Source organism: Candidatus Neomarinimicrobiota bacterium (assembly GCA_016784545.1).
Taxonomy (GTDB): Bacteria; Fidelibacterota; UBA8477; order UBA8477; family JABMPR01; genus JABMPR01.
Genome location: JADHUM010000061.1, coordinates 1 through 25745 on the forward strand (window position 1 = coordinate 1; position 25745 = coordinate 25745).

At 41.9% G+C, this 25745-nt stretch carries 19 protein-coding genes; 1 reads left to right on the top strand and 18 read right to left on the bottom strand.

The genetic code is table 11. The features are described from left to right. From ISR87_13080 to uvrB, 18 genes are all read right to left on the bottom strand, one after another. The coding region (locus ISR87_13080; protein MBL7026374.1) for a transposase at positions 1-344 on the bottom strand (344 nt) is incomplete at its 3' end. A 381-nt stretch (positions 345-725) separates the two neighbouring features. Continuing rightward, entirely contained in the window at positions 726-1628 is a 903-nt protein-coding gene (locus tag ISR87_13085) for a DUF4340 domain-containing protein (protein MBL7026375.1), read from the bottom strand. A 2-nt stretch (positions 1629-1630) separates the two neighbouring features. Then, the gene (locus ISR87_13090; GenBank protein ID MBL7026376.1) at positions 1631-3211 is read right to left on the bottom strand and encodes a GldG family protein; all 1581 of its coding nucleotides are present in this window, start codon (positions 3209-3211) and stop codon (positions 1631-1633) included. Positions 3212-3224: 13 nt separating this feature from the next. Next, positions 3225-3944, bottom strand: a complete 720-nt coding sequence (locus ISR87_13095) for an ABC transporter permease subunit (protein MBL7026377.1) — start codon at positions 3942-3944, stop codon at positions 3225-3227. 11 nt (positions 3945-3955) lie between these two features. After that, complete coding sequence (locus ISR87_13100; GenBank protein MBL7026378.1) at positions 3956-4885, bottom strand: ATP-binding cassette domain-containing protein; 930 nt, start codon at positions 4883-4885, stop codon at positions 3956-3958. Continuing rightward, positions 4882-5790, bottom strand: coding sequence for a hypothetical protein (locus ISR87_13105; GenBank protein ID MBL7026379.1), 909 nt, complete (start codon positions 5788-5790; stop codon positions 4882-4884). The genes ISR87_13100 and ISR87_13105 overlap by 4 nt, the downstream gene beginning before the upstream one ends. Then, entirely contained in the window at positions 5787-6665 is an 879-nt protein-coding gene (locus ISR87_13110; GenBank protein ID MBL7026380.1) for a DUF58 domain-containing protein, read from the bottom strand. The genes ISR87_13105 and ISR87_13110 overlap by 4 nt, the downstream gene beginning before the upstream one ends. 66 nt (positions 6666-6731) lie before the next feature. After that, the gene (locus ISR87_13115; GenBank protein MBL7026381.1) at positions 6732-7724 is read right to left on the bottom strand and encodes an AAA family ATPase; all 993 of its coding nucleotides are present in this window, start codon (positions 7722-7724) and stop codon (positions 6732-6734) included. An 18-nt stretch (positions 7725-7742) separates the two neighbouring features. Continuing rightward, positions 7743-8453: a tetratricopeptide repeat protein gene (locus ISR87_13120; protein ID MBL7026382.1), complete on the bottom strand. Its 711-nt coding sequence runs from the start codon at positions 8451-8453 to the stop codon at positions 7743-7745. Between the two features lie 129 nt (positions 8454-8582). Continuing rightward, positions 8583-10346, bottom strand: coding sequence for a BamA/TamA family outer membrane protein (locus ISR87_13125; protein MBL7026383.1), 1764 nt, complete (start codon positions 10344-10346; stop codon positions 8583-8585). 59 nt (positions 10347-10405) lie between these two features. Further along, positions 10406-14221 (bottom strand): translocation/assembly module TamB domain-containing protein, encoded by a 3816-nt coding sequence (locus tag ISR87_13130; GenBank protein ID MBL7026384.1) that lies wholly within the window; start codon positions 14219-14221, stop codon positions 10406-10408. Between the two features lie 229 nt (positions 14222-14450). After that, a complete protein-coding gene (dnaK, locus tag ISR87_13135; protein ID MBL7026385.1) occupies positions 14451-16367 on the bottom strand; it encodes a molecular chaperone DnaK in 1917 nt (638 codons plus the stop codon). Between the two features lie 156 nt (positions 16368-16523). Continuing rightward, positions 16524-18167, bottom strand: coding sequence for an NAD+ synthase (locus ISR87_13140; protein ID MBL7026386.1), 1644 nt, complete (start codon positions 18165-18167; stop codon positions 16524-16526). Further along, entirely contained in the window at positions 18167-18640 is a 474-nt protein-coding gene (locus ISR87_13145) for a TIGR00725 family protein (protein MBL7026387.1), read from the bottom strand. Before ISR87_13145 ends, ISR87_13140 begins: the two co-directional genes overlap by 1 nt. Further along, positions 18637-19929 (bottom strand): asparagine--tRNA ligase, encoded by a 1293-nt coding sequence (asnS, locus tag ISR87_13150; protein ID MBL7026388.1) that lies wholly within the window; start codon positions 19927-19929, stop codon positions 18637-18639. Before asnS ends, ISR87_13145 begins: the two co-directional genes overlap by 4 nt. 23 nt (positions 19930-19952) lie before the next feature. Then, the gene (locus ISR87_13155) at positions 19953-20468 is read right to left on the bottom strand and encodes a hypothetical protein (GenBank protein MBL7026389.1); all 516 of its coding nucleotides are present in this window, start codon (positions 20466-20468) and stop codon (positions 19953-19955) included. Next, positions 20452-21672 (bottom strand): sigma-54-dependent Fis family transcriptional regulator, encoded by a 1221-nt coding sequence (locus tag ISR87_13160; GenBank protein MBL7026390.1) that lies wholly within the window; start codon positions 21670-21672, stop codon positions 20452-20454. The genes ISR87_13155 and ISR87_13160 overlap by 17 nt, the downstream gene beginning before the upstream one ends. A 16-nt stretch (positions 21673-21688) precedes the next feature. Beyond that, a complete protein-coding gene (uvrB, locus tag ISR87_13165) occupies positions 21689-23683 on the bottom strand; it encodes an excinuclease ABC subunit UvrB (protein ID MBL7026391.1) in 1995 nt (664 codons plus the stop codon). A gap of 114 nt (positions 23684-23797) precedes the next feature. Between uvrB and ISR87_13170 the strand changes: the two genes are divergently transcribed. Next, positions 23798-25576 (top strand): SLC13 family permease, encoded by a 1779-nt coding sequence (locus ISR87_13170; GenBank protein ID MBL7026392.1) that lies wholly within the window; start codon positions 23798-23800, stop codon positions 25574-25576. Positions 25577-25745 lie beyond the last annotated feature (169 nt).

The window sequence follows — 25745 nt, forward strand, 5'->3', positions numbered from 1 at the left end:
CGGTAGTGCTCACAGAACTGGGAGTAACCCAGCCCGTCGGGATGTTGTTCACGGTATTCCTCCCATAACAGGGAACGGGTTACATGTTTCTTCTTCAGCTCGGTATGCATCTTGGTAAAGTCTGGCAAGGGACGGCTTGAACCCTTGGGCTTTTTACCAAAGAGGGCAGTGTATATCTGGTCATCGTTGAGAGTCTGGATCAGTTCTATTGTCAGATCACTGGCTACCCAGGCCTTCAGATAATCACTCACAGTTGATCGTGGTAGATTTAGAGCATTCCTGATCTCACGAACCGACAGATCAGTCAACTCCTTCAACTCTATTATTTTGCGGATGTGTTTCATTTTTAGTCTCCCTGTCCACCGATGAGGTGGGCTGTTCCTAAGGTGTTTTCTGCGCATTTATATCCTCTTCATTAAAAGAGGACATGTTCACCCTGAACAGGAGTCTGGCAACTAGGATTAGTTCGCCAAGGGGGTTTTAAATATTATTCCGATCAACCCTCCGAAAGTGTCCGAAACTTTCCGGAATCGGTGTCCGAACTTGTCCGGATTTTCCATAATCTGTATGACAACATACATATTTTTGAAATTACTGCAATAAAGATTGTTAAGATAATTGTGAATTTTATAACAGGTTTGTGTGTCAAATAAAGCGGGGATATTGGAATTAAAAAAGGAGCAGAATATCTGCCCCTTTTTTAATGTTTTATCAATGAAGGTAGATTAAGCTTCAGGTTGTGGATCGGCTTTTAGCGCTGACAATTCTTTCTTATAACGATTTAACCCGGACTTGGAATATTCAAATATCTTATCATTACCACTGACCTTCACCAAAAGCAAGGCTCCCTTGGCATCCTTGAGATAAAAAGCCAAATCAAGGGTGGATCCATCTTCAAACCCCACACTTATTTCCTGATAAAGGGCGTTATCAGGTCCAATTTTATCTGCAAAATTGCTGGCATTCATATTTTCCAGTGGACTCAACATATCTGTCACTTTTTTATAATCTACCGGTTCACCATTATACATCCAATCTGCACCATCGCGCTTGAGGATATAGTCTACCTCTCCGCTGAATGCAACTTCGTTAATCTGGCTACCATCAATTTTAGCCATACTTCTATCCCAGAAATCCTTCTGAGTCATATTTTTATATTGGCTGAGACTGGATTTAACGGCATAAACTTCATCACTTGACATGTCTCTAACGAAGGTTTCCTGGTAATTGGCCCCCTGTTTGCCAATTATCAAATTGAGCAATTCCTGGGAGTCATCAGATTTTGCCAGAAAACGTATCCCCTCAACCGTTACTTCATAATTCCCATGCTTCTCAGGATTCTTGGTAATCAACCGATCGGGGATTAATTCTGAAAAAAGCTCTAAAAACCGAGTCATGCGTAGCGTATCAACTGGATAATTCTCCAACGTCCATCCTGTCGCTTCTTTTGTGATGAGTAGGGAGACATCTTGATGTATCAGTTCGACTTCCACAATAGCATCTCTATTTATTAAAAACATATCTGTATCGATTGATTTAGTATCAACCTCACCGGTTTGAGTGAAATAATAGAGTAATGCCAGAATTCCTAATAGTCCTGCTGCATAGAGGGTTTGATTGTTTTTCATGATCAAGCTCCTGCAAGATTTTTCGATTTGTTTCGTAGATACCAGCGTATCACCCCAAACAATACAATGACCAGGGGTGCCAGCAGGATATTTATCCACTTAAGGAACTGTCTTGTTCCACTTGTCATCTCATCCAACTGTGAGGGTTGGACATTCTTTGATCGTATTGAAATCAAACCATTCCGATCATGCAGCCAGTCAACCGTATTTAGTAAAAAGGTCAAGCTGGTAGGCACCATGAACTGCTGGGAGGTAAACGTAGCATTGCCCAGGGTCACCATTACAGTCGAGGTGATGGACTCAGCCAGGTGCATCTCCGGGAAGGAAATGGAATCTGGTCTGGTGCTGCCAAACCAGGAAGCGTGCTCTCCCTCCAGAATAGCAGAGATTGCCTTGGGTCCTTCCCGATACATATAATCTGGAATTTGCTGACCTGCAGATATGTTGATGGATCGAGTTCGCTGATCAGGCATGGCAAAACCCGTCATATCTGAGGTGTGCATGAGGGGTGTGAAAGACACTCTGGAAGTATCCCCCACCTGTGAAACTTCATTAACGAAGAAGAAACCAAGCTCACTCAGGCGATTGACAATGGGATTATCCTGGTTCAGATTTGAAATGCGGGGTGCAAATGGATAATCCATGGCAACAGGAATCTGTAAAAATCCCAGGTTTTGCATGGCTTGAACCTGATAGTTCGTCTTATCTACAAGAATTTGATTGTCGAATTTCACGCCGTAGTGCTCAAAGAAGAAGAAAATATTGCTTCTGTTATCCTGGACAGGCATATACTGATTCTGCATCTCGATAATTTTCTTATTCAAAAACAGCCCAAGTTTACCACCCCTGAGAATAAACTGATCTAATTTGTAGAGATCTTGATCGTTAAAATCAGCAGTCGCACCGGCTAGAATGATCGTATTAATGTCCTGGGGAATTTGAGCCTCAGAACTCAAATTGATTTCTACCAATTCATAATTCTTCTGAATTTCTCCAGTTGCTCTTGCTGCACCCTCTTCACCAAGTGATTGTTCGCCATGACCCGTTAACCAGCCAATTTTTGGGAGGCTACCCAGGCTTAACTTTTTGATCGCCCCTGTCATATCATACTCAAGCTGTTCAATTTGCTGGGCAAAGGGGATGACTTCTTTCTGATCGCCATACAAGAAGACAATACCAAGATAGATCCTCTGGACTTTGATTTCATCACTTTCCGTAATATTGGCTTGTACTGGCTGGACACCGTAGGACATGGCTTCCTGCTCCAGCTCCTGATTTTCACCAGAAATTGGAATGAATTCATATTCTAACGAGGAACCGGCATAGGCCCGATATTCGTTAAGCATATCCAGGACATACTGCTTCACAGAAATGAGCTGACGTGGGAAATTTTCAGAGAAATAGACCTTAACGGTGATAGGCTCATCAATATCAGCCAGAATATCGCGGGTCACATCACTGATTGAATAGCGCTCATTTTCTGTTAAATCAAATCGAATGAAAAGTTGTTGGGCAAACAGGTTCAGGATAAAAATAACACCAACAATAATAAGGGTAAAGGACCAGGTATTTTTTGTATTCATGATCTCATCCTCCCTATTTATTCTTCCGACTTGCCAGCGCCGTACTACTCACCAGCAAGGACACGAAAATGAGTGAAATGAAATAAAGGAGGTCTCTGGTATCCAGAACCCCTCTGAAAAAGTTCTGATAATGAAAACGGATACTCAGATTTTCAAAAAGGGTAGCAATCAGGCCAGAACCATTGGCCATCCCATTCATGAGGAAAAACACGGCGATAATGACAATCCCCATGATGTAGGCTATGATTTGGTTACGAGTAAAGCTACTGGCAGCAAGTCCCATGGCCAGATAGGTAGCTCCCAGAAAGAAAAATCCGATGTAACTACTAATCACAATTCCAGAGTCAAGGTCGCCGACAAAAGAGATAGAGATTGGTGCAATCAGCGTTCCACCAAGAATAATGGCAAAAATCACCAGTGTGGATAGATACTTCCCGATAATGATCTGCATATCGGTAATGGGCATGGTTACCAATAACTCTAGGGTATCCTGGTGCTTTTCTTCTGAGATCAGACGCATGGATACTGCCGGAGCGATGAATAGCAGTACGATGGCTCCATAATCAAATATGCCCCTGATGTCAGCAATGTTTATGGCGAAGAATGGATAATCACCATAGTCAAAGAAGAGCCAGTTGGTGATTACCAGGAATGAAGAGATGACGATGAACGCAATAGGTGAATTAAAATATGTCTTCATCTCCTTTCTATAGATGGCTAAAATTTCAGACATGAATAGGCCCCTTAATTAGTCAATTTTCTAAACACATCTTCAAGTGTGAATGAAGATGGAGATGATTCAAGTATTTTCCATTTATTGCTCACGGCAAGATCGAATAGGTGTTCACGAAGATCTGTCCCGGCATCCACCTTTAGAGCAACTTCAATGTCTCCACTTTTCTGGAGTTTGATATCCTCCAGGTGAATCTGTTCAATACCGTTAATAACTTCAATGAACTTTGATTTATCTGCATGTCGCAGAACCATATCCAGATGCATCTGTCCTGCAATACTTGCTTTAAGCTCCTCAGCAGTACCTTGAGCGGCAATCTTACCCTGATCAATGATGAGGACCCGATCACTGGTTGCCTGGACCTCCTGCATGATATGCGTAGAGAAAATCACTGTCTTGCTTTCCCCAAGCTCGCGGATAAGATTTCTTATCTCAATAATTTGATTGGGGTCCAATCCAGTTGTAGGCTCATCAAGGACAAGAATTTCAGGATCATGAATGATAGCCTGGGCAAACCCAAGCCGCTGTCGGTATCCTTTGGAAAGTTCATGGATATCTTTGTGGATGACTTTTGAGAGTCCGGTTACTGATATCACACGATCCATTGCTCTGGTACGGTCAGCACCATTCACTTTGCGGACATCTGCTATAAAATTTAAATAATCCCGAACACCCATTTCTTCATAAAGCGGTGTTGATTCAGGTAAATAACCTATTTTTTTTCTCACAGCCATGGACTCATTAACTACATCCAGCCCATCTACGCTGATGGTTCCACTTGTTGGAGGCATATAGCAGGTGATCATTTTCATCATTGTGGTCTTTCCAGCACCATTTGGACCAAGAAAGCCAAGGATTTCCCCCTGCTCCACAGTGAAGGATACGTCTTTTACTGCTTCAAATGCTCCATAAGACTTGGTAACATTTTGTACATCTATCACGTGTCTTCTCCTTGATTAGATTGAATCTTTGTACGGTTTACAATATCAACAGCCAGATTTAAAGCTTTACCAGACTCAAGTTCGTCACTTCTGGCTTTAGCAAATTTTATTAAATCGGCTTTTTCTAATAATGAATGTGTATCGCTAATCATTTTAGCATCAAACTCACTCATGGAATTCATGGTAATAAGAAATTCTGATGTCGTTTGCTCCAGAGCATCCACAAGATATCTATTTTCATAATATTGTTTCAGAATATGGGTCAGTTCAGAATAGAAGTCCTTAAACTGTTCAAAGCGAACATATTTTGATCTTCTCAAAGATTCAAAAGCTCGCAAAGCAATCACATGCGCCTCTTCAGGAGGAACAATAATTTTTTGTGGAGAAGTATTCGAACCAGATCTTTTCAGGCGTTTGATCAGGTAATAAATCAGATACCCAATAATAAGCACAACTACAAAAATCAATACATAGAGCAGGTTGATCGGGGTTCTAATGTCGTGAATACCCTTAATATCCCTGAAAGTGGTATCGCTGGGTGATAATACTGAAGTGATTTCAAGCTCTGGTCCACGAAGGTGCAAACTATCAAGACCTTTGGCGTCTTTGACATAGGCGATTGATGAGGGGAATGTGTAAAATCCTACTGAATCGTAAATGGCAGTATTAAATCTTAGACTCGATCCGCCTTTGATACTGGTAAGTTCCCGACCGAGAATTTCAATACCTGTTCCCTCCAGATCCATATCACTAAATGTCAGCTGAGATTCTTCAGAATGATTAATATCCCAACCAAAAGTGATGATATCTCCCAGGGAGCCCTTTAGGCTATCTCCATGAAATTGTGCTTCCAGTCCAAACAACTGGGTTAAGCTCAGTAAGACTATGATTACCCTCAACCTCATCGTCTTCTGGCCGCTCGCTTTCTAAAAAAGCTAATCAGAGAATCAACGTAGGGGATATCCGTGCGAATGGCTAAATAATCAAGTCCACTTGATTTGAAAAACGCCTGCAATTTAGCAATGCGTTCTTTTGATTTATCCTCATAAGTCTTTCTAAATGAAGCCTTGCCTGTGTTGATAAGAGAAGTCTCCCCTGTTTCACCGTCATGAATCTGAATCAATCCCAGATCGGGCAGCTTAATTTCCCATGGGTCTTGGAGATGAAATGACAGCATGTCATGTTTGCGACTCGCTTGCTTCATACTCTTCTCATAATCTTTATCGAGAAAATCAGATATCATAAAGGTTACCGACCGTTTCCGGATGACCCGACTCATAAATTCAAGAGCAGTATTAATACTGGTTCCCTGATGCTCCGGTTCGTGATCAAGAACTTCGCGAATTACTCGCAGAACGTGTGAACGACCCTTGCGGGGAGGTATATATTTCTCCACACGATCGGTAAAGATAATGAGTCCCACTTTATCATTGTTTTTTACGGCTGAAAAAGCCAGCACGGCAGACAATTCAGCAGCCAGGGTTCTTTTCATCTGGACACGGGTTCCAAATGCGCCTGAGGCAGATGCATCAACGAGGATCATAACGGTAAGCTCACGCTCCTCTTCAAACAACTTGACAAAGGGTACACCTGTTCTGGCTGAAACATTCCAATCAATGGTCCTGATATCGTCACCAGGGGTGTATTCACGTACCTCAGCGAACTCCATGCCGCGGCCTTTAAATACTGAATGATACTCGCCACCAAACACCTCATTTACAAGGTGCCGTGTACTCAACTCAATTTTCTTAACTTTTTTTAGTAAATCGCGATTTAACAAGAGCCATTATTCCCAGCGAAATAATTTAAAACTGTGTCGATGTTTTCACTTAAACTACGAATTGGATCACGGAACTTCAGTGACTTCGAAAATCCGTTGAATAATATCCTCACTGGTGACTTCCTCAGCTTCCGCCTCATATGAAACCAGCACCCTATGCCTTAATACATCCATACCAATGGCACGAATATCATCTGGTGTGACGTAGCCCCGTTGATTGATAAAGGCATTTGCCTTGGCAGCAAGCGCAAGGTTTATCGAGGCTCTAGGTGAGGCGCCATATTCAATGAGAGCTTCCAGATCAACCAATCCTGCTCTAGCTGGATCTCGAGTAGCCATGACCAATGAGACTATATATTTGATTATTTTATCATCAATATAGATTTCATCCACCACATCTCGAGCTTCAAGGATATCAGCCTTTTTAATGACAGGTTTGATATCAAATTTTGGTACTGGATGTGCCATGCGTTTGATGATTTCGAATTCTTCCTCATCATTTGGATAGTCAACTTTGAGTTTCAACATAAAACGATCTACCTGAGCTTCAGGTAGTGGATACGTACCCTCCTGCTCAATGGGATTCTGAGTAGCAAGAACCAAAAAGGGTTCTTCAAGTTTATAGGTGGTATCTCCGATAGTGATTTGCTTCTCTTGCATGGATTCAAGCAATGCTGCTTGCACTTTAGCTGGAGATCTATTGATTTCATCAGCTAAAATAATATTTCCAAAAAGAGGGCCTTTCTTGACGTTGAATTCACCATTCTTTTGATTGTAGATCAGCGTACCCAGTAAATCAGCCGGTAGAAGATCAGGAGTGAACTGGATTCGGCTAAAGCTGGTATCAATGAGTTCAGCCAGGGTTTTTATGGTAAGTGTCTTTGCCAGTCCAGGGACACCCTCCAGCAAAATATGACCGTTGGATAGTAGTCCGATGAGGATGCGTCTGATCATCCCCTGCTGCCCTACAACCACTTTGGCAGCTTCTGCCTCAAGTGTTTTTAGGAAAAGGCTTTTTTCCTTAATTTTCTCATTAAGCTGTGTTAGATCAAATGTCATGATGATTAATCCTGTGAATTAAGATGTCTTGCTAAGTAAATGCTGCAATTCAGGAATTTCTTCCAGTGACTTGCCCAGATATTTTAATTCAAATTCGACTGATGGTGCCATTTCATGGTTGGGATATGTCTCAATAAATTTAGAGTAATATTTTGTAGCGGCGTCATTTTCTCCAAGTTCATTGGCATAAATATATCCAATGGAGAATAAGGCCTTGGGTGCCTGCTCTGATTCAGGAAATTGCTCGACGATTTCTTCGTACACACCAATTGCCTTTTTAAGATCGAGTACGTTTTTGTGGTATACTTCAGCAAATTCGTATTTAACCTTCACAACATCAGGAGCATCAGAAAATTTATCCAGCCAGAGCATATACATTTTTACTGCAGATTTATTGGCTTGAACCGCCAGGGCTTGTTTCGCCAGGTCGCGTAAATCAGCTGCTGAATAATCATTGACGTCTGCTAGAGTGGCCATGTAGAACTCATCAGCTTTGTCAAGATCTTTCAAATGTTTAGCTGATAAATTTCCCGCTTTAATTTTGGCGGCAATTCTTTGTTCAGCTGTTTCAGCTTTGTTGATAGCGTTTTCATAGGATTCCAGGGAGGCTTCATATTCTTTTGAGTTTTGTAATTCACTTCCTTGTGTAAGATATTCATCATACGATTTTCCGCACGAGATAACGAGCATGCTCAAGATGATAATTCCCAGAGTAACTATTTTTTTCATTTTTTCATTTCCTCTTGTTTCTTCTTCCCTTTTGAAACGCCTTGTTTACAACCTTTTTTCATCGTGTCGCTTGAATCACGAAATCTTCTACGAATCATTAGAAATCATGTTCCCTGCATTATAAAATTTTTAAAAGGCGTATGCTATTGCAATGTGAGTTTGTCCCGGTTTATTCGCATGTTGCGACCCCAGTGGTATTCCATAATCTATTCTAGCTGGCCCTATGGGTGTATCAATTGTGATACCGGCACCTATTGCCATTTCCAGATCAGACATAGCTACCTCCTCCATATCCGCCCAAAGGTTTCCCATATCCAGGAAAAGACTTCCTCCCAGTATGTTATAAATGGGAAAACGGAGTTCAAAATTTGTGTAAAGTCGTAGATTACCACCCAATGGTTTGCCGTCTTCTGCTGTTGGCCCGAGCAGTCGCTGTTCAAATCCTCTAATACTGGAGTTACCACCCAGAAAAAATCGGCTTGCATAGGGGATGATAGTTTCTGGGTATTGTTTAAAAGCCACAGCCATATTCATATTGTGAGCAAATACTACATCCCCAAACAAGTTCCAGAATGAACTGAATGAAGACTGCATTTGAATGTATTTATTTTCGCCGCCCAAAAGATATCCTACCATCTCAGGTTCAATAACAAACTTAAACCCATGATGGGGATAGAAATAATTGTCCCGTCTGTCCCAGGTGAACTTTAATCCAATTTTACGAGCTTCCTGATATAAATCCTCGACTTGGGTGGGATCACCACTGCTTTTTGAGCGACTCCATTCTGCAAGAGACTGAATCTTAATCGTTCTGAACCAACGATATGTCAGGACGGCCCGTAATCCATAAGCCAGGTTGTTAAAATTGGCTAGATCTGTATTCACAATATCAACATACCAGAAAAAGGGGTTTATGGTAAGCGGAATTCGGTACTTTGATAACCAGGGTTCAACATAAAAGAAATCAAAGTTAAAGCGTTGAGGTATGAATATAGAAGGGTAGATCGAGCTGATTTTGGTTTGAATTCGAACCCGTCTGCTCTTTTCAAATAAGTTATTATGATACCAACTCCCTGATAGTCCAATACTCAGTTCAGTGCCGGACTTCTCTGATTCCTCAGGTATACCCTGCTTGACCCCCATATTCATATCGAAAGCTCGAAACTTTGCTGCAATGACTTCAACGTCAATATCGATGGATGATGAATCCAGATGAACTCTCCCCAATGATATATTCACACTATTGAAAAGCCGAGTCTCATAGAGACGACGTTTTGACTCTTCAATATTAGCAAGATTAAAAACCTCACCCGAATTCACAATCAATTCCCTGGAGATGATTTGTTTTGGAATTTGATTTACTTCTTTAATGTTGATTTTGCCAATATTCAGTTTGGGGCCCTCTTTGACTCTGATGAAAAGGCTTACAGAGTCACCAACAACAACGCTATCCTTAATATTTATAAGTGGATATCCACTGTTTTGGTAGAGCGTGAGCATTTCAATAAGATTCTCGCGGATTTTAAAGGTATTAAAGCTGGAACCTGCCTGAAATTCAATTATTTCCAGATAGTCCTGTTCACTAAATACATTGTTTCCTGATAAGGTCACATCTCGGAGATAGTACTGCTTTCCCTCTTCAACCTTCAGGATGATGCTAATGGTTTCTTCACCCTGGGAAAGAGAATCAGTAATTTTCGCATCTAGAAATCCATGACGTGTATAATAGTCTTCCAATTTTTCGATTTCTCTGGCAAGATGATGCTGGTTATAAAAACTTCCCTTACTTACCAGTCGTTTTTCTTTGAGGTGGATTTGTTTGAGTAGATCCTTGCTGGTGAGATTCTTGTTACCGATAATTTGAATGTCAACAATTTCTGGAGCTTCTAGCACATTCTGGGGGAAGATTGTCAGTGAAAACAAAAATGTCAAAATCAGAAATCGAAAGGATTTTAATAGGTAAATTTCAGCCTCCCGTTCAATTCAATTTCTCCATTTTGATTGATTTTGCTAGTTACGGACACATTCTTATTGATCTGATACTCAAATCCAAAATCGTAATCAGTTTCACCATCAGTTGGCTGTATAGCACCTTCATAAGTTATCATTAAATTCTTTGACAGGCGTTGCCCCAGTCTCAATCTGGTCGAATCAGACGCTAGATCCACACCCACAAGATCAAGCCCGATGTATTCTCGTCCCAGTTTTGAAATCTGCTTTTCCATGAGAATTTCACCGTAGGTTTTAACTGGGTCCAGAGCGGTTTCATCAAAGCTGACTTCTACTAAAGTTTTATTTAAAGTCAGATATGTCAACACATCACTCTGGGTGAGTTGAGTATTCTCAGCAGTGATTACCAGCTGGGGTTCGCTTAGATCACCACTTAATTCCAGACTCACCCGCTCTCCATCGATATCTATTTCAGCTTCCATATTGATCTGGGGGTTAAAATCTACAGAATTAAAAATAATTTCTCCAGATACGAGATCCAGCTCGTTTCCAAGATAGTAGAATTTGCCGCCTTCCAGGACCTTCAGTGTGCCCGTAAAACGCATGATGCCATCACCATAATCAAGCAGCCATAATTCACCTTCAAACTCTGCCTCCATCTGATCATTTGAGATAAGTAGATCACTGGCAAATTGAGTGTTGAGACTATACTTAAATAAGCTGCTGTCGGTTTTGCTGACCATTTCATCATAGGAGGTCTCAGATTCAAAATTGGCGTAGTATCCTGCTCTGCGTACAGGGATAATAGCCTCAACATTTAGTGTATCCTGCCCTGTAAAGTGCAGATCTGCATCGGCAATAGCCTCGATGAGGCCATCGGTACTTCGGTAGTAAACTTCGTTGGCTTTTAGCGCAATATCAAAACGAGGCTCAAAAAATGAATCCAAATTGATATTTCCTGTGGCTGTGACCTCCCCTGCAAAGTTTTGCCTTGTCTTTACGCCAATCAAATCTCCTGCTTTTGTGGCCAGCCATCCCACTGCCCCCTTGGTGTTCAAATTCGAGCCTCCGGAAAATTTCATACGACCAGAAAAATGATCAACATTAAGTGTATTGTCAATTAAGCTGACTTCAGCATGGATATTTGTAATTGGATTTCCCAGGACGGAAATTTCAAGACGCCCATTATGACCCCTTACTTTTCCATTGCGAATGGGAGCGGAAAATGGTCCGGTGAAGCTGAGGTTTCCAATAAAATCACCTTGGATCGCATCAATAGAAGAAATATAGGTCGACAAAAATGGCATTTCGTTAAGGTTAAATTCAAAATCCAGCCCCATATCACGCGAGGCAAACGACATTCTATCCGCTGCTATCAGATCAAGTGAAATTGGCATAAATCCTGTCCCAGAGCCATATCCCCAGTTGCTGACCATGGATAGTGTATCAAATGTAAGCAAATTGCCTTCGTAGCTTAATTCTGAATAGGCCTTGGAAAATGTAAGTATGTCAAATGAAGCATCTGTGAGGGCTAATTGCATATCCATTTTGGTGTCGATGGGAGTGCCACGCATGGATAGCGAGCCAGTTGCACGTCCAGATATTGGCAAATCCGCAAGGGAGGTAAATTTGAGATCTCTCAGGCGATAATTGTCTGTTTGGATAGAGAAGTTTTGACTGGTGTGACCAATATGAACGCCTTTTACCTTGTATCCCCAGGGCAGTTTCCCAACCAGATTCAAATATCCACCCGAAGTATAGGCCTCGATGTTGTTGCTGTATACTTCTGAACTTGTCAGTCTGAGATCTACCTGAGCAGAATCACTGGGATAGCCGAGTGTGACCCCTTTTCTTAATAACAGTTTTGCATCGAATATTGGATCCCAAAGGCTTCCTGTAATGGCTGCAGAACCTGAAGCAATCCCGCTAAAATCGACCTCAACTCTGAAGAAATCTAAAATTCGACCCACATCTATAATCTCATAGGCTGTGTTCAAGTCATATCCTGCGTTCTTTGAGAAAGTACCTTCTACTGAAACACCGCCATTATTGAATGTAAGAACACTTGAGGGAAGCTGAAATACCCCTTGTTGGTTACCCCTGACAAGTACCGTGTCAGCGAGTTTGAGTTGGTTCTCGCCTTTGATAATATTCAGCTTGTTGAGAATAATATCGTTGCCATAGTACCCACCACTGATAGAAACCATGTTACCAATGCCTTGAAGGTGCAAATCTTCAATGAGGTACCCATCTTCAGATATATTTCCAAGTATGGTGTAGGATTGCAGGCTATCTCCAAACAGGAAACCACTATCACCCATGAGAGCTATGTCCCCACGCAGTTTTTTATTATGAAGTACTAGATCAATTTTTCCCTGACCAGTTAAACTTAATTTGTTGTCATAAGAGAGATTATTGGGCAGAATTTCCCCTGATATTCGTGGTTGATCAATCGTTCCGTTGATATTGAGATGACTGGAAATATCACCTGTGATTTTGTTAGAAGTGCCAAGTAATTCAAGAAAGGAAAAATCAGAAAAGTCGATATCAGCATTCATATCAATCAATTCTTTAGAAAACTTTCCATTAAAGTTTAGGTGGTTTTTGGCCTGAGTGATACGTCCATGTGATATATCCATCCCCTTTCCCGCAGAATAGGCAAAATCTGATACAAGACTATCAAAGTGCAAATTATTAAACATAAAGGATTCTAATCGTGCTTTAATGGTGTATTTGTTCTGTTGACCCAGGATTGATATTTTGCCGATGGGTTCAGAAAATTGAATGTCGCTATTGACTAGCACCGGCTCAAAATTAAAACGGAACATATTGATCTGTGCGGTTTGCTCCCCAGTTGGCGATCTGGCAGCAACAATCCTAAATTGTTCTAATTCAGGACCTAGCGATAAATCGAAACTATCACCTGATGGTGTACTTTCCATGTCGTGGAGCTCAAATGGGATCTCAAACCCATTGAGTAAAACAGTACCCCCCCCTGACATGTGCAAATTTGATTTAGTCTGTAAAATATCGACATTATAATTCAGGCGAACATCAGTAATCCAGGAGGGTAGAGAAAAATTCTCAAGTGTAGTGGGGTTAAAATTCCGGCCACTCAAGCTAGCCGAACTATGATCGGCGGTGTAAGCGAGATCGACTTTCATGGTTTGATTTGGAGAATTGATGTACAGATTGCGAACTTTTATCTCACCTTTCGAATCAATTCCAACGAGTCCCGTTACAGCCAGTGTATCGCTGGCAATTGAAGGTAAGATTACAACTGCTGAATGAATTTGAGCATCAACAAAACCATCAATATACCACAGGGTTGAATGCACCAATGGCAGGTCAATGGTCTGAGCTGAATTACCCATTTCGTAAGATACGCGCCCACTTTCTGCCCTTATATTTTGAATAATTGTTGAAACTGCTGATTTGTGATTTTTCGAACTACTGGGTAGATCTCGGGCGTATTGTGACGCTAATGAATACCCACTCATGAACAGGTTCTGTATTGTTATTTCCCTCGTGGACCAATCCCAATCCCAACTCAGGATAGATATTTCATCGGCCATAAGAATTGGTTTGTCAGTCTCGATGACTTTGATTGTTAGCTTCTTTAGACCAATGTTTTTTCTAAGCAACCCCCCTTCAATTTCTCCACTTATGGAGACGCCAGCTGGAAATAAGGAGTACTTGTTGAGAGAGTTCAGAAGAAAAGTAGAAAATAAATGCGTCTGGAATAGGATGAGGTATATCAGGATGCTAATTGCGCTTAGCAAACCGCCACCAATCCATTGTGCAACTCTCCTTTTCACCTACTCATTTGCCCTTTCATTTGGCCTTGAATTTATTGAGGTTTTTCCATATTTCTACCACTTAGAACCAGAATGGTTCATCATTTTGATACCGGTATTTGGGGAAATATGAATAGATATTCTGTGTTTGAATCATCAGATAAAAGAAAATGATCAGAATAACGGTTGGGTTATCTGATCATTTTCTTTTATAACATTGATGCAGGAGCACTTGCTCCTCATCATTTATTTACTCTTTTGGCTCGGACTCATCCACTACTTCAAAGTCGGCTTCTTCCACTTCCTCGTCATCTGAGGCTTTGCCGCCAGCTTGTTTAGCACCTTCGGCAGATCCTTCAGCATCATCTTTTACAGCTTCATACATGGAGCCAGATGCCTGATTCCAGATCTCAGTAAGTGCTGCAATGGCTTTATCAATTGCAACCTTATCAGTGGTGTTGTTTGCTGATTTGAGTGCCTCAACTTTTTCCTCAATCATGGCACGCATCTCACCTGGTACCTTTTCACCGTACTCCTTCAAGTTTTTCTCTGTGGAGTAAATCATGGCATCTGCCTGATTTTTTGTATCGATGAGCTCTCTGGCTTTGTTGTCTTCATCAGCATGCTTTTCAGCATCATTGATCATAGCTTCCTTCTCAGCATCAGTTAAACCACTGGATGCCTCGATACGAATGGATTGTTCCTTACCAGAAGCTTTGTCTTTGGCGGATACAGACATGATACCATTGGCATCAATATCAAAGGTAACCTCAATCTGTGGGATGCCCCGTGGAGCAGGTGGGATACCATCCAGAATAAAACGACCCATTGATTTATTATCTGCTGCCATCTGGCGCTCACCCTGTAGAATATGAATTTCCACCTGTGTCTGGTTATCAGCAGCCGTCGAGAAGGTTTCACTTTTCTTGGTTGGAATAGTGGTGTTTCTCTCAATAAGGCGTGTACACACACCACCCAGAGTTTCAATACCAACTGAAAGCGGTGTTACATCAAGCAATAGTACATCTGAAACGGTGCCGGATAAAACACCACCCTGAATGGCAGCCCCCATGGCAACGACTTCATCAGGATTTACACCGCGGTTAGGCTCTTGTCCGAAAATTTCCTGTACAATCGCTTGGACCATAGGAATGCGTGTAGATCCTCCTACGAGAATAACTTCGTTGATATCTTTGGCTGTTAGCCCCGCATCTTTTATAGCATTGATACAAGGTTGCTTGATTCTCTTGAAGAGATCATCGGTCAAGCTCTCAAACTTGGCACGAGTAAGTGTGAGCACAAGGTGCTTTGGACCCGTCTGATCTGCAGTGATGTATGGCAGGTTAATCTCAGTGGAACTCGTACTGGAAAGCTCAACTTTAGCTTTTTCTGATGCTTCTTTGAGTCTCTGCATACCCATAGCATCTTTGGAAAGGTCGATTCCCTCTGATTTCTTGAATTCGGCTACCAGCCACTCAATTATGGCCTGGTCCCAATCGTCACCACCAAGGTGAGTATCACCATTTGTTGATTTCACCTCAAAAACGCCATCACCAAGTTCGAGTACTGAGATATCAAAGGTTCCACCACCAAGGTCAAAGACCGCAATGGTTTCATCATTTTTCTTGTCCAGACCGTAAGCCAATGCTGCTGCGGTTGGTTCGTTTATGATACGCAGGACGTTCAATCCAGCAATTTTTCCTGCATCTTTGGTAGCCTGGCGTTGGGAGTCGTTAAAATAGGCGGGTACAGTAATAACAGCATCGTCAACTTTTTCACCCAGATATTCTTCAGCCGTTTGCTTCATTTTCTGAAGCACCATTGCTGAAATTTCTGGTGGAGAGTAAGAATCATCCCCCACTTGTATTTGGCTACGTCCACCAGGACCACTAATTACTTTATAAGGAACTTCTTCTATTTCCCTCTCAACTTCGCTGAATTTGCGACCCATAAATCTTTTGACAGAATAAATTGTATTGGTGGGATTAGTGATAGCCTGCCTTTTTGCAGGTTGTCCAACAAGACGATTTCCCTCTTTTGTGAATGCGACTACCGAAGGAGTTGTTCTCCCCCCCTCAGAGTTTGTAATTACTACTGAGTCTTTACCCTCAATTACAGCAACGCAAGAATTTGTGGTACCTAAATCAATACCGATAACTTTACCCATGTTTCACCTCAATCATATGTTAACTAATATTTGCATGTATTTCATAGCACCACTACAATGACAACTCCTGTGCCAACCCAAAAAGTGAGCCATATGGGCGGATATTGTTGAATTTATGAGCCGATATGGCAGTTTAAATAGAAAAAAGGCTGGATCTTATTTGTCTTGCCGGTAGTGGTTCACAATTGGCATACGACGGCCAATACCGAATGCTTTTGATGATACGCGGATTCCTGGGGGCATTTGTTGACGTTTATATTCATTCATACGAACTTTATGCAGGAGATCTTTGACCAACTTTTTATCCCATCCCTTGGAGATGAGCGTCGAAAGATCAGAATGCTCTTCGATAATAGCATTTACTAATGGTCCAACTACCTCATAGTCAAATGGATCGACTTGGTTGTCACGAAGTTCCGCACTGGGTTCTTTAGTGATGGTATTTTGGGGTATCAGGTCAGTATTGTTGATTTGATTGTAATAATTGGCCAATCTGTAGACCATACTTTTGCCTATATCGCTTATCACAGCCAATCCACCTGACATATCTCCATACAGAGTGCAATACCCCAGAGCAATTTCAGTCTTGTTGCCAGTGGTTAGAAGCAAACTGCCATCTTTATTTGAAAAGCTCATGAGGATATTTCCGCGAATTCTAGCCTGCAGGTTCTCCTCCGGAAGACCGCTGAGGGGTGCACCAAGAATTTGGGTATATGTGCTCTGGAATCCATCGAAAATGGTGCCTATAGGAACATTGAGATACTCCATTCCAAGATTCATAGCAAGTATTTCAGCATCTTTTACACTATGGTCAGATGAATACTTTGAAGGCATGGCAATGCCTAAAACGTTTTTTGCACCAAGTGCTTCCACAGCAATAGCTGCAGTTACGGCAGAGTCAATACCGCCAGATAAGCCCAAGACCGCCTTGGAATGTCCGGTTTTAGAAAAATAATCATGAACACCCAGGACCAAACCTTTGAAAACTTGTTCTTCTTTCAGAATATCAGGCAACTCAACTGAATTGCTCGTTGTGGAAGTGGCGGGTAGAATTACTTCACTGATACTTTCCTTGAATTGAGGACAAATGTGCACCCAGTCTGCATTTTCATTGGCAACCATTGACATACCATCAAATACAAGCTGATCTTGTCCACCCACTAAATTGACATAAATATATGGTTTATTATATTTCTCTATCTTATTGAGTATCAGCTTACTACGTTCAATGTACTTATTGGTTACAAAGGGTGAAGCTGATAGATTAATAAACAGATCAACTCCCATATCACCGAGGATATCACAAATCTTATAGTCTATGTTTTCATCCCACAAATCTTCACAAACATGTATACCCAAACGGAGGGTTTCACCATTTCTGAAGGTAATGGAGACTGGTTCATTGTCACGACCAGGTTTAAAATAGCGCCATTCATCAAAGACATCGTATGTTGGCAATAGTGATTTATTTACCCATTGAACAAGTTTCCCATGCTGAAGAACGGCGACACCATTATAGGTATCTGTTCCATCATAGTGAATTGCACCAATGAGCGTCAGCATTTCACCTGATGCAGCAGCAAGTTTGTCCACCATCTTTTGGTTTTCGCGAATAAAATATTTTTCAAGGATGAGATCTTGCGCTGGATATCCAGGGATAAACATTTCAGGAAAAACCAGCAAATCCTTGCCTGAGGCTTCCATCTTCTCCATGATTGCTAATGCGTGGTCAGCATTGGCCTGTAAGGCACCTACAGTGGGATTGACCTGAGCGATTACCAAATTAAGATCACTTTTCATTAATCTTTCTCTCCGATCAACTCGAATATGCGCTTTACTGCATTGTCTGGATTATTTACTGCCTCTAATTCCTTGATATCCCATGAGCTATACCCAATTACAGGTTTTCCATATCCCAGAGTATAGGCTATTTCGGAAAGCGTCCCGAAAGCACCCTCGACTGCGATGGCCGCGTGAACTGATCGGATGATGATACCATTTCGGAGATCTCCCATTCCTGTCATTATAGGAACATCAATATAATCGTTGGCATCGAGACCATCAGAATCCTTAAGAATGCCCACAACAATACCGCCCCCTGCTTTTGCACCCTTGCTTGCCGCTTCCATGATTCCTGCACCGCCCCCTGTATACACAATAGCTCCTCTCTCTGCGAGAAGTTTACCTGTGTCAAAGGCGAATTGGATTCCAGATGGACTTGCATCTCTTGCGCCAATGATGGCTATTCGTTTTCCGGTTTCGGATTTGATCATGGATTTAGACGTGAAATGGTCCTTGGAAAAGGTATGGTTTCGCGAATATGTTGCAATCCACATAACCAGGATACGACTCTTTCAACTCCTAATCCAAAACCTGAATGAGGGAAAGAACCGTAGCGACGAAGATCCAGATACCAGTCGTAATCTTCTTCTATGGAACCATCCTGCTTAATACGCTCGATCAGGGCGTCGATATCATCTTCACGTTGTGATCCACCAATGATTTCACCATAACCTTCAGGAGCCAACATATCCAGGGCCATGGCCTGTTTATCGTTCTCAGGATCGCGTTTCATATAAAACGCTTTGATGGCAGATGGATAGCGATGTACCATCACAGGACTTTCAAATTGACTTGATATGACGGTTTCGTCACCACCACCAAAGTCATCACCCCATTCAAATTCAACACCATTGTCATTAAGAATTTTTACTGCCTCTGTATATGATATGCGAGGAAATGGTTTCTGAATCGCTTCTAATTTTGAAATGTCTCGCTCGAGTGTCTCTAGTTCAGGACTACGCTGCTCTAAAACTTTTGAAACAATGTAAAAAACGAAATCTTCAGCCACATCCATGTTCATATCCAGGTCATAGTAAGCCATTTCGGGCTCTACCATCCAAAATTCAGTCAAGTGACGGCGTGTTTTGGACTTTTCTGCTCTGAAAGTTGGACCAAAACAGTAGATTTTACCAAAAGCTGCTGCCCCAGCTTCCCCATAGAGCTGTCCGCTCTGAGTCAAAAAAGCTTTCTCTCCAAAATAGTCAGTCTCGAACAGGGTTGCAGTGCCTTCGGTGGCGGCTTTCTGGAATATTGGTGTGTCTACCAGTGTGAAATCACGTTCATCAAAATAATCTCGGATGGCTTTGATAATGGTATGGCGGATACGAATAATTGCATGCTGTCGTTTGGAGCGAAGCCACAAATGGCGATTATCCATCAAATAGTCAGTTCCATGCTCTTTTTTGGATATGGGGTACTCATCTGCAATTGACACCAGTTCCATTGAATGTACCAGCATTTCATATCCACCTGGAGACCGTGGTTCTGCTTTGACTTCCCCTGTCACCATGACAGATGATTCCTGAGTAATCTGGTTCTTTATGTCAAAGGAGGCTTCATCAGCGTCAAATTTAGTCACCACACACTGCATGATGCCTGTACCATCTCTAAGCAGCAGGAACCAGATCTTGCCACCCTTACGGACGTTATAGGCCCATCCTTTGAGCGTAACGGTTTGCCCTACGAAATCTTTTGCATTTTGTATAAAGTGTTCTTTCATTTCTTTGCCTTGTTTTTCCATGACTACCATTCTTCCGTCATCGATTCAATAATAAAATCAATCAGTTTTTCAATCGTTTCAGTATACGCATCATCTCGTATCAGTTGTTCGGCTTCACTTCGCTTGGCATTTTCATCTTCGCTGAAGTATGTGCCAAAAACCGTAAAATTCTTTTTAAAAATCTCTGTTTCGCGAATGTGATCATACCAGATCACTTCTCCGCGGAATTCGAGACGATATTCTAAAATATTTTCGTTCTCATCAAAGCTATTAGGTTTATCTGTGATACTATTAATTTTTCCTTCAATATGAGAATCAGGGTTTTCTTTTGCCGAAAGAGAAAGCAATTGTTCCTTGAGCATTCTTTCAGTGAGAGCCTCTTCTATGTCTGTTTCTACAGCAAATTCAGTAGTTAAATTCTTGAAGGTGACCAACTCCACGTCATGGAGATGGTCTGGAATACTCCCTTTGAATGAATAAATAGCGCATCCAGCCATAAATAAGACTGCAAAAAGGATTGGGCTAATTTTCTTTAACAATTTCATACTCTTTTATCTTTCTGTAGAGAGTTCGTTCTGCCATTTGCAATGCTTGTGCTGTTTTGCGCTTGTTGAAGTTGAATCGCTCCAGGCTACGCGTGATGAGTTCTTTCTCAACCTGGGCCGCTGTAAGTGTTCCCAGCATCTGAGGATTGAGGATGGCAGGTGTATCATCACCATGTATTTCTTTGTTATGATCATCGGGCAAGACTTCCAGAGCAGGATTGTATTCTTCACCATTACTTTCTCCAGCTGGGCGAGGCGCTAACCTTTGATCAATGAGACCCTTCATCTCTGCAATTTCACGTCTAAGCATAAACAGCTGTTGAAGAATCAGCTCCCGCTCTGCCTGATCAACACTTCTATCCAGTTTAACCGGGAGCAAGGGGTTAAGCTCAGTCGGGCTTGATTCAGCGTTTAAATACCGATAAATGACCTCAGTCTTTATAACACCACCTTTTTCAAGAATAACCATACTCTCAATAAAATTCTTTAATTCACGAATATTGCCTGGCCAGCGATGTTGACTCATCACCTTTAAGGCACCGTCTGAGAAGCCTTTAAATAAAATTTGATTTCGAATGGCGCAATCAGCTGCAAATTTATTAGCGAGAATTGGTATATCATCACGCCTGTCTCTTAATGATGGTACTGTAATAGTAATTGCCTTCAACCTGTAGAACAAATCTTTCCGAAATGAACCGGAGTCAACCTCTTTTTCAAGGTTGCGATTTGAAGCAGCCACAATGCGCACATCGACTCTCATTGATGCTGATGAACCCACAGGCAGGAATTCACCCTGCTCGAGGACTCGTAACAATTTTACCTGAGTCTCAAGGGGTGTTTCTCCAATTTCATCCAGAAAGATAGTTCCCCCATCAGCAGCCTGGAAATAGCCCTTCCTATCACTCTGAGCCCCGGTGAAAGCGCCCTTCTTGTGGCCAAATAGCTCACTTTCGATGATCCCGGCTGGGATGGCTCCACAGTTTACAATGACAAAGGGTTTATGTGCCCGTCTGGAATGCTTGTGAAGTGCAGAGGCGACGAGTTCCTTACCGGATCCACTTTCACCTGCAATCAAGACAGAAATATCTGTTGGCGCGACCTGCTCAATGGTTTCCAACATGGATTGCACCCCAGCAGATTGTCCCAGGATTCCAAATTTCCGCTGTAAAGTGTCAGTACGATTATTTTCAAAATACATAGAACTGCTCATACTTTTATCGTTTCATCTCATTTTCAACCTTTTTAATCTCATCACGGATCATGGCCGCTTTTTCAAAATCCAGACTTTCCGCGGCTCTTAGCATATCCTGTCTCATTGTATCAAGCAGCTCACCTGTAATGTAATCAGTATCATATTTTTTCAGGCTTTCTCGAATGGCCTCTTCCTTGCTATGCATGGCGTCTGCAACCCCGGTAATCCCCATTATTTCTTCTTTTGTCTTATATATGGTAATTGGGACAATGCCGTGTTCTTTATTGTAGGCTATTTGTCTTTCTCGCCGTTGTTGGGTGGTATCGATCAAGTACTGCATACTGGCTGTTAGTTTATCTGCATACAGGATGACTTTTCCATTGGCATGTCGAGCTGCTCGCCCGGCTATCTGCATCAGCGATGTTTTACTGCGGAGAAATCCTTCTTTATCTGCATCAATAATGGCGACCAGAGATACTTCTGGCAGGTCCAGACCTTCTCTTAAAAGGTTAATACCCACCAGAACATCAAATTCTCCAAGACGTAAATCTCTGAGAATAGATATACGCTTAATGCTGTCAATCTCAGAATGGAGATATCGAACACGCAAATGATAGTTGGTGAGATAGTCCGTCAAATCCTCAGACATGCGTTTGGTGAGTGTGACCACCAGAACGCGCTCTTTTTTTTCAACTCGCTTATTGATTTCCTCCATGAGATCGTCAATCTGACCCTCACTGGATCGCAAATCGATGACAGGATCCAGCAGACCCGTGGGCCGAATCACCTGTTCGATCACCACCCCATCCGATTTTTCCAACTCATAATCAGATGGGGTAGCCGTTGTAAAAATGACCTGATTCATAGAATCTTCAAATTCGTTAATCTTCAGGGGTCTGTTATCAAGTGCCGATGGGAGGCGGAACCCATAGTCCACCAAATTCCGTTTTCGTGAATAGTCTCCATTGTACATCCCTCGGAATTGAGGCAGCGTCACATGCGACTCATCAATTATCATGAGAAAATCATCAGGAAAAAAGTCCAGTAAGGTAAAGGGTCTTTCACCAGGTTTGCGATCCGTGAGGTGGCGGCTATAATTCTCAATGCCGGAACAATGCCCTACTTCTCTTAGCATTTCCATATCGAATTTGGTGCGTTGTTCAATGCGCTGTGCTTCAAGTAACTGGTTATTTATGCGAAATTCTTGCACCTGCTCCTTGAGTTCCTCTTCAATATGATGCAAAGCTTTGCTGATATGCTCGTCAGAGGTAACAAAATGCCTGGCTGGATATACAACACAGACATCATCTTCTGAAACCACTTCACCGGTAAGGGGATCAATGGTCATAATATCTGTGACCTGATTGCCCCAAAACTCTATCCGAATCGCATTTTCATTGTAGGCTGGGAAGATCTCGAGGACATCTCCTCTCACCCTGAATTTGCCACGCATAAAATTAACATCATTACGCTCATAATAGATATCAACCAATTTGCGCATGAGATCGCGTTGATTGTAGCTCTGACCCTTATTAATGATTACAAGAGACTTTTTATACTCCTGTGGATCGCCTAAACCATATATACAAGACACAGATGCCACTACAATCACATCTTTACGAGAGAGCAGAGCACTGGTTGCCTTCAGCCGCAACTTGTCTATCTCCTCATTCATCGACATATCTTTCTCGATAAACGTATCTGTCACTGGTAAATAAGCTTCGGGTTGGTAATAGTCATAGTACGATATGAAATACTCCACCGCGTTCTCAGGAAAAAAAGATTTGAACTCCCCATACAATTGCGCTGCCAGGGTTTTGTTGTGAGAAACGATGAGTGTGGGTTTTTGAACTGCTTGAATCACATTTGCAACGGTATAGGTTTTGCCACTACCTGTGACACCCAATAAGGTTTGGAAGGGCGCACCGGATTTTATTCCACCTACAAGTTCTTCGATTGCCTCAGGTTGATCACCGCTTGGTGAATAATCAGTAATTAGTTTAAATTCTGCCATAATGACGTAAAATATACATATATGACAGAGAATCAACACTCAACAACTCGTAATATTTTTTTCTTTTTAATAAAACCTTCCATTTGCATTCCCCTTGGGATGCCCTAAAATGAAGCCATGCCAGATACTCAGACGATCATCTTCTTTATGATACTCATCGTATCCGTAATCGCCTTTATCCGCGAATGGTATCCCATAGAGGTCACTTCTCTTTTGGTGCTAGCAGCACTATTGCTCTCAGGTCTCATCGATAAACATCAGGCCATTAGCGGGTTTTCAAATAAGGCGGTAATTACAATAGGTGCCATGTTTATTTTGAGTCATGCCTTTACCAAAACTGGATTCATCCGTGTTTTTACTATTTGGCTGGAAAATAATGGGCATGGCAGGAATTGGTTGGTAAGTACATTATTCCTACTTTCAGTTAGCATATTTTCAGCTTTTATCAATAATACGGCAACAGTGGCCATCCTCATCCCTGTAGCTAGTGATTTATCACATCGTTTAAAAATCAGTGCTTCTAAAATCATGATGCCCCTATCATTTGCTGCCATCGTTGGTGGAACCTGTACAGTAATTGGAACTTCAACCAATCTGATTGTCAATGATATTGCCTTTGAAGCTGGGTTTCATATTGGTGTTTTTGAGTTGAGTAAACTGGGTATCATCCTGGTTGTAGCTACACTTGGCTATATTCTTATTGCGCAGAAATGGATTTTACCCTCACGGGTACCTATCTCTGGTCTCACAAATAAATACCATCTGGGCACCTATCTCACCGAAGTTAAAATACCCGTAGATTCTCCCTTAAATGGTCGGAAGTTTATTGATTTAAATCTGGGACAAACCTATGAGTTGACTGTGCTGGAAATCATCCGCCATGGGAATCATATCACAACAAATATGCGAAATATTATCCTCAAAGAAGATGATATCCTCCTGGTCCAGTGTTCTGTGGATAAACTTCAACTATTTCGCGCAGAGCAAAAAGTCCTACTCCTTACAGATATCAAGATGAATGACAATGAATTGGCAGATAACGAGAATATTCTCCTCGAAGCCATGATATCACCTAATTCCAGTCTGGCAGGCTCATCCCTCATGGAAATTGACTTTCGACGCCGTTATGGCTTGTTTGTCCTGGCTCTGCGTCGTTATCGTGAAATCATGAGGACAAAAGTGGCTCATGTTAAATTGCAGAATTTTGATACCCTCCTTATTTTTGGTTCACGAACCAGAATGGCAGCTTTAAATACAGATCCGAATTTTATCATTTTGGACGAGTTGGACACAAAGCTTCATAAAATTAAGTATTGGTGGTTGGCAGTAGCCATCATCCCAATCGTCGTTGGTGTTGCTGCTCTTAATATCCTGTCTATTATGGAGGCATCACTGCTTGGTGCCATTCTTGTGATGGCAACTGGGATTGTGCCATCGCAAGAAGCATATAAATCTATAAATTGGACAGTAATATTTCTAATTGCAGCTCTTATACCCTTAGGTGATGCCATGGAAACCATTCATCTATCAGAGCGAATTGGTGGCGTGATAACCTACGCCAGCACTGAATTTGGAGATATTGGACTGATTGGAATTCTATTTTTTATTACCATGCTCATGACTTCCTTCCTATCCCATACTGCAACAGCCATCATTATGACCCCTCTGGCCATCAAGTCTGCCGGGGTTCTTGGGTTGGACCCAATGCCCTTCATCATGACTATTATGTTTGCAGCTTCTTTGTCATTTATGACCCCCAACGGGTATCAGACGAACACCATGGTGTTTTCACCTGGTGGCTATCGATATATGGATTTTATGCGCGCTGGCATTCCCTTGCATATCATTCTGGGGATAATAGGCGTCATCCTCATTCCCACTATCTGGCCACTCTAGAATCAGATTACGGAAAATCTGCTTTATACAAAAGCACCCGAATTAAGAGGCTGTGTGAAAACGGGGGTCCAATAGAGGATACTTAGTTAGGGTTTCGATCCCGCGACTAGACAGATCATGCGTAACCTTTTGATAATAAACTAGATAAGTTGTATTTATTCTTGTTATT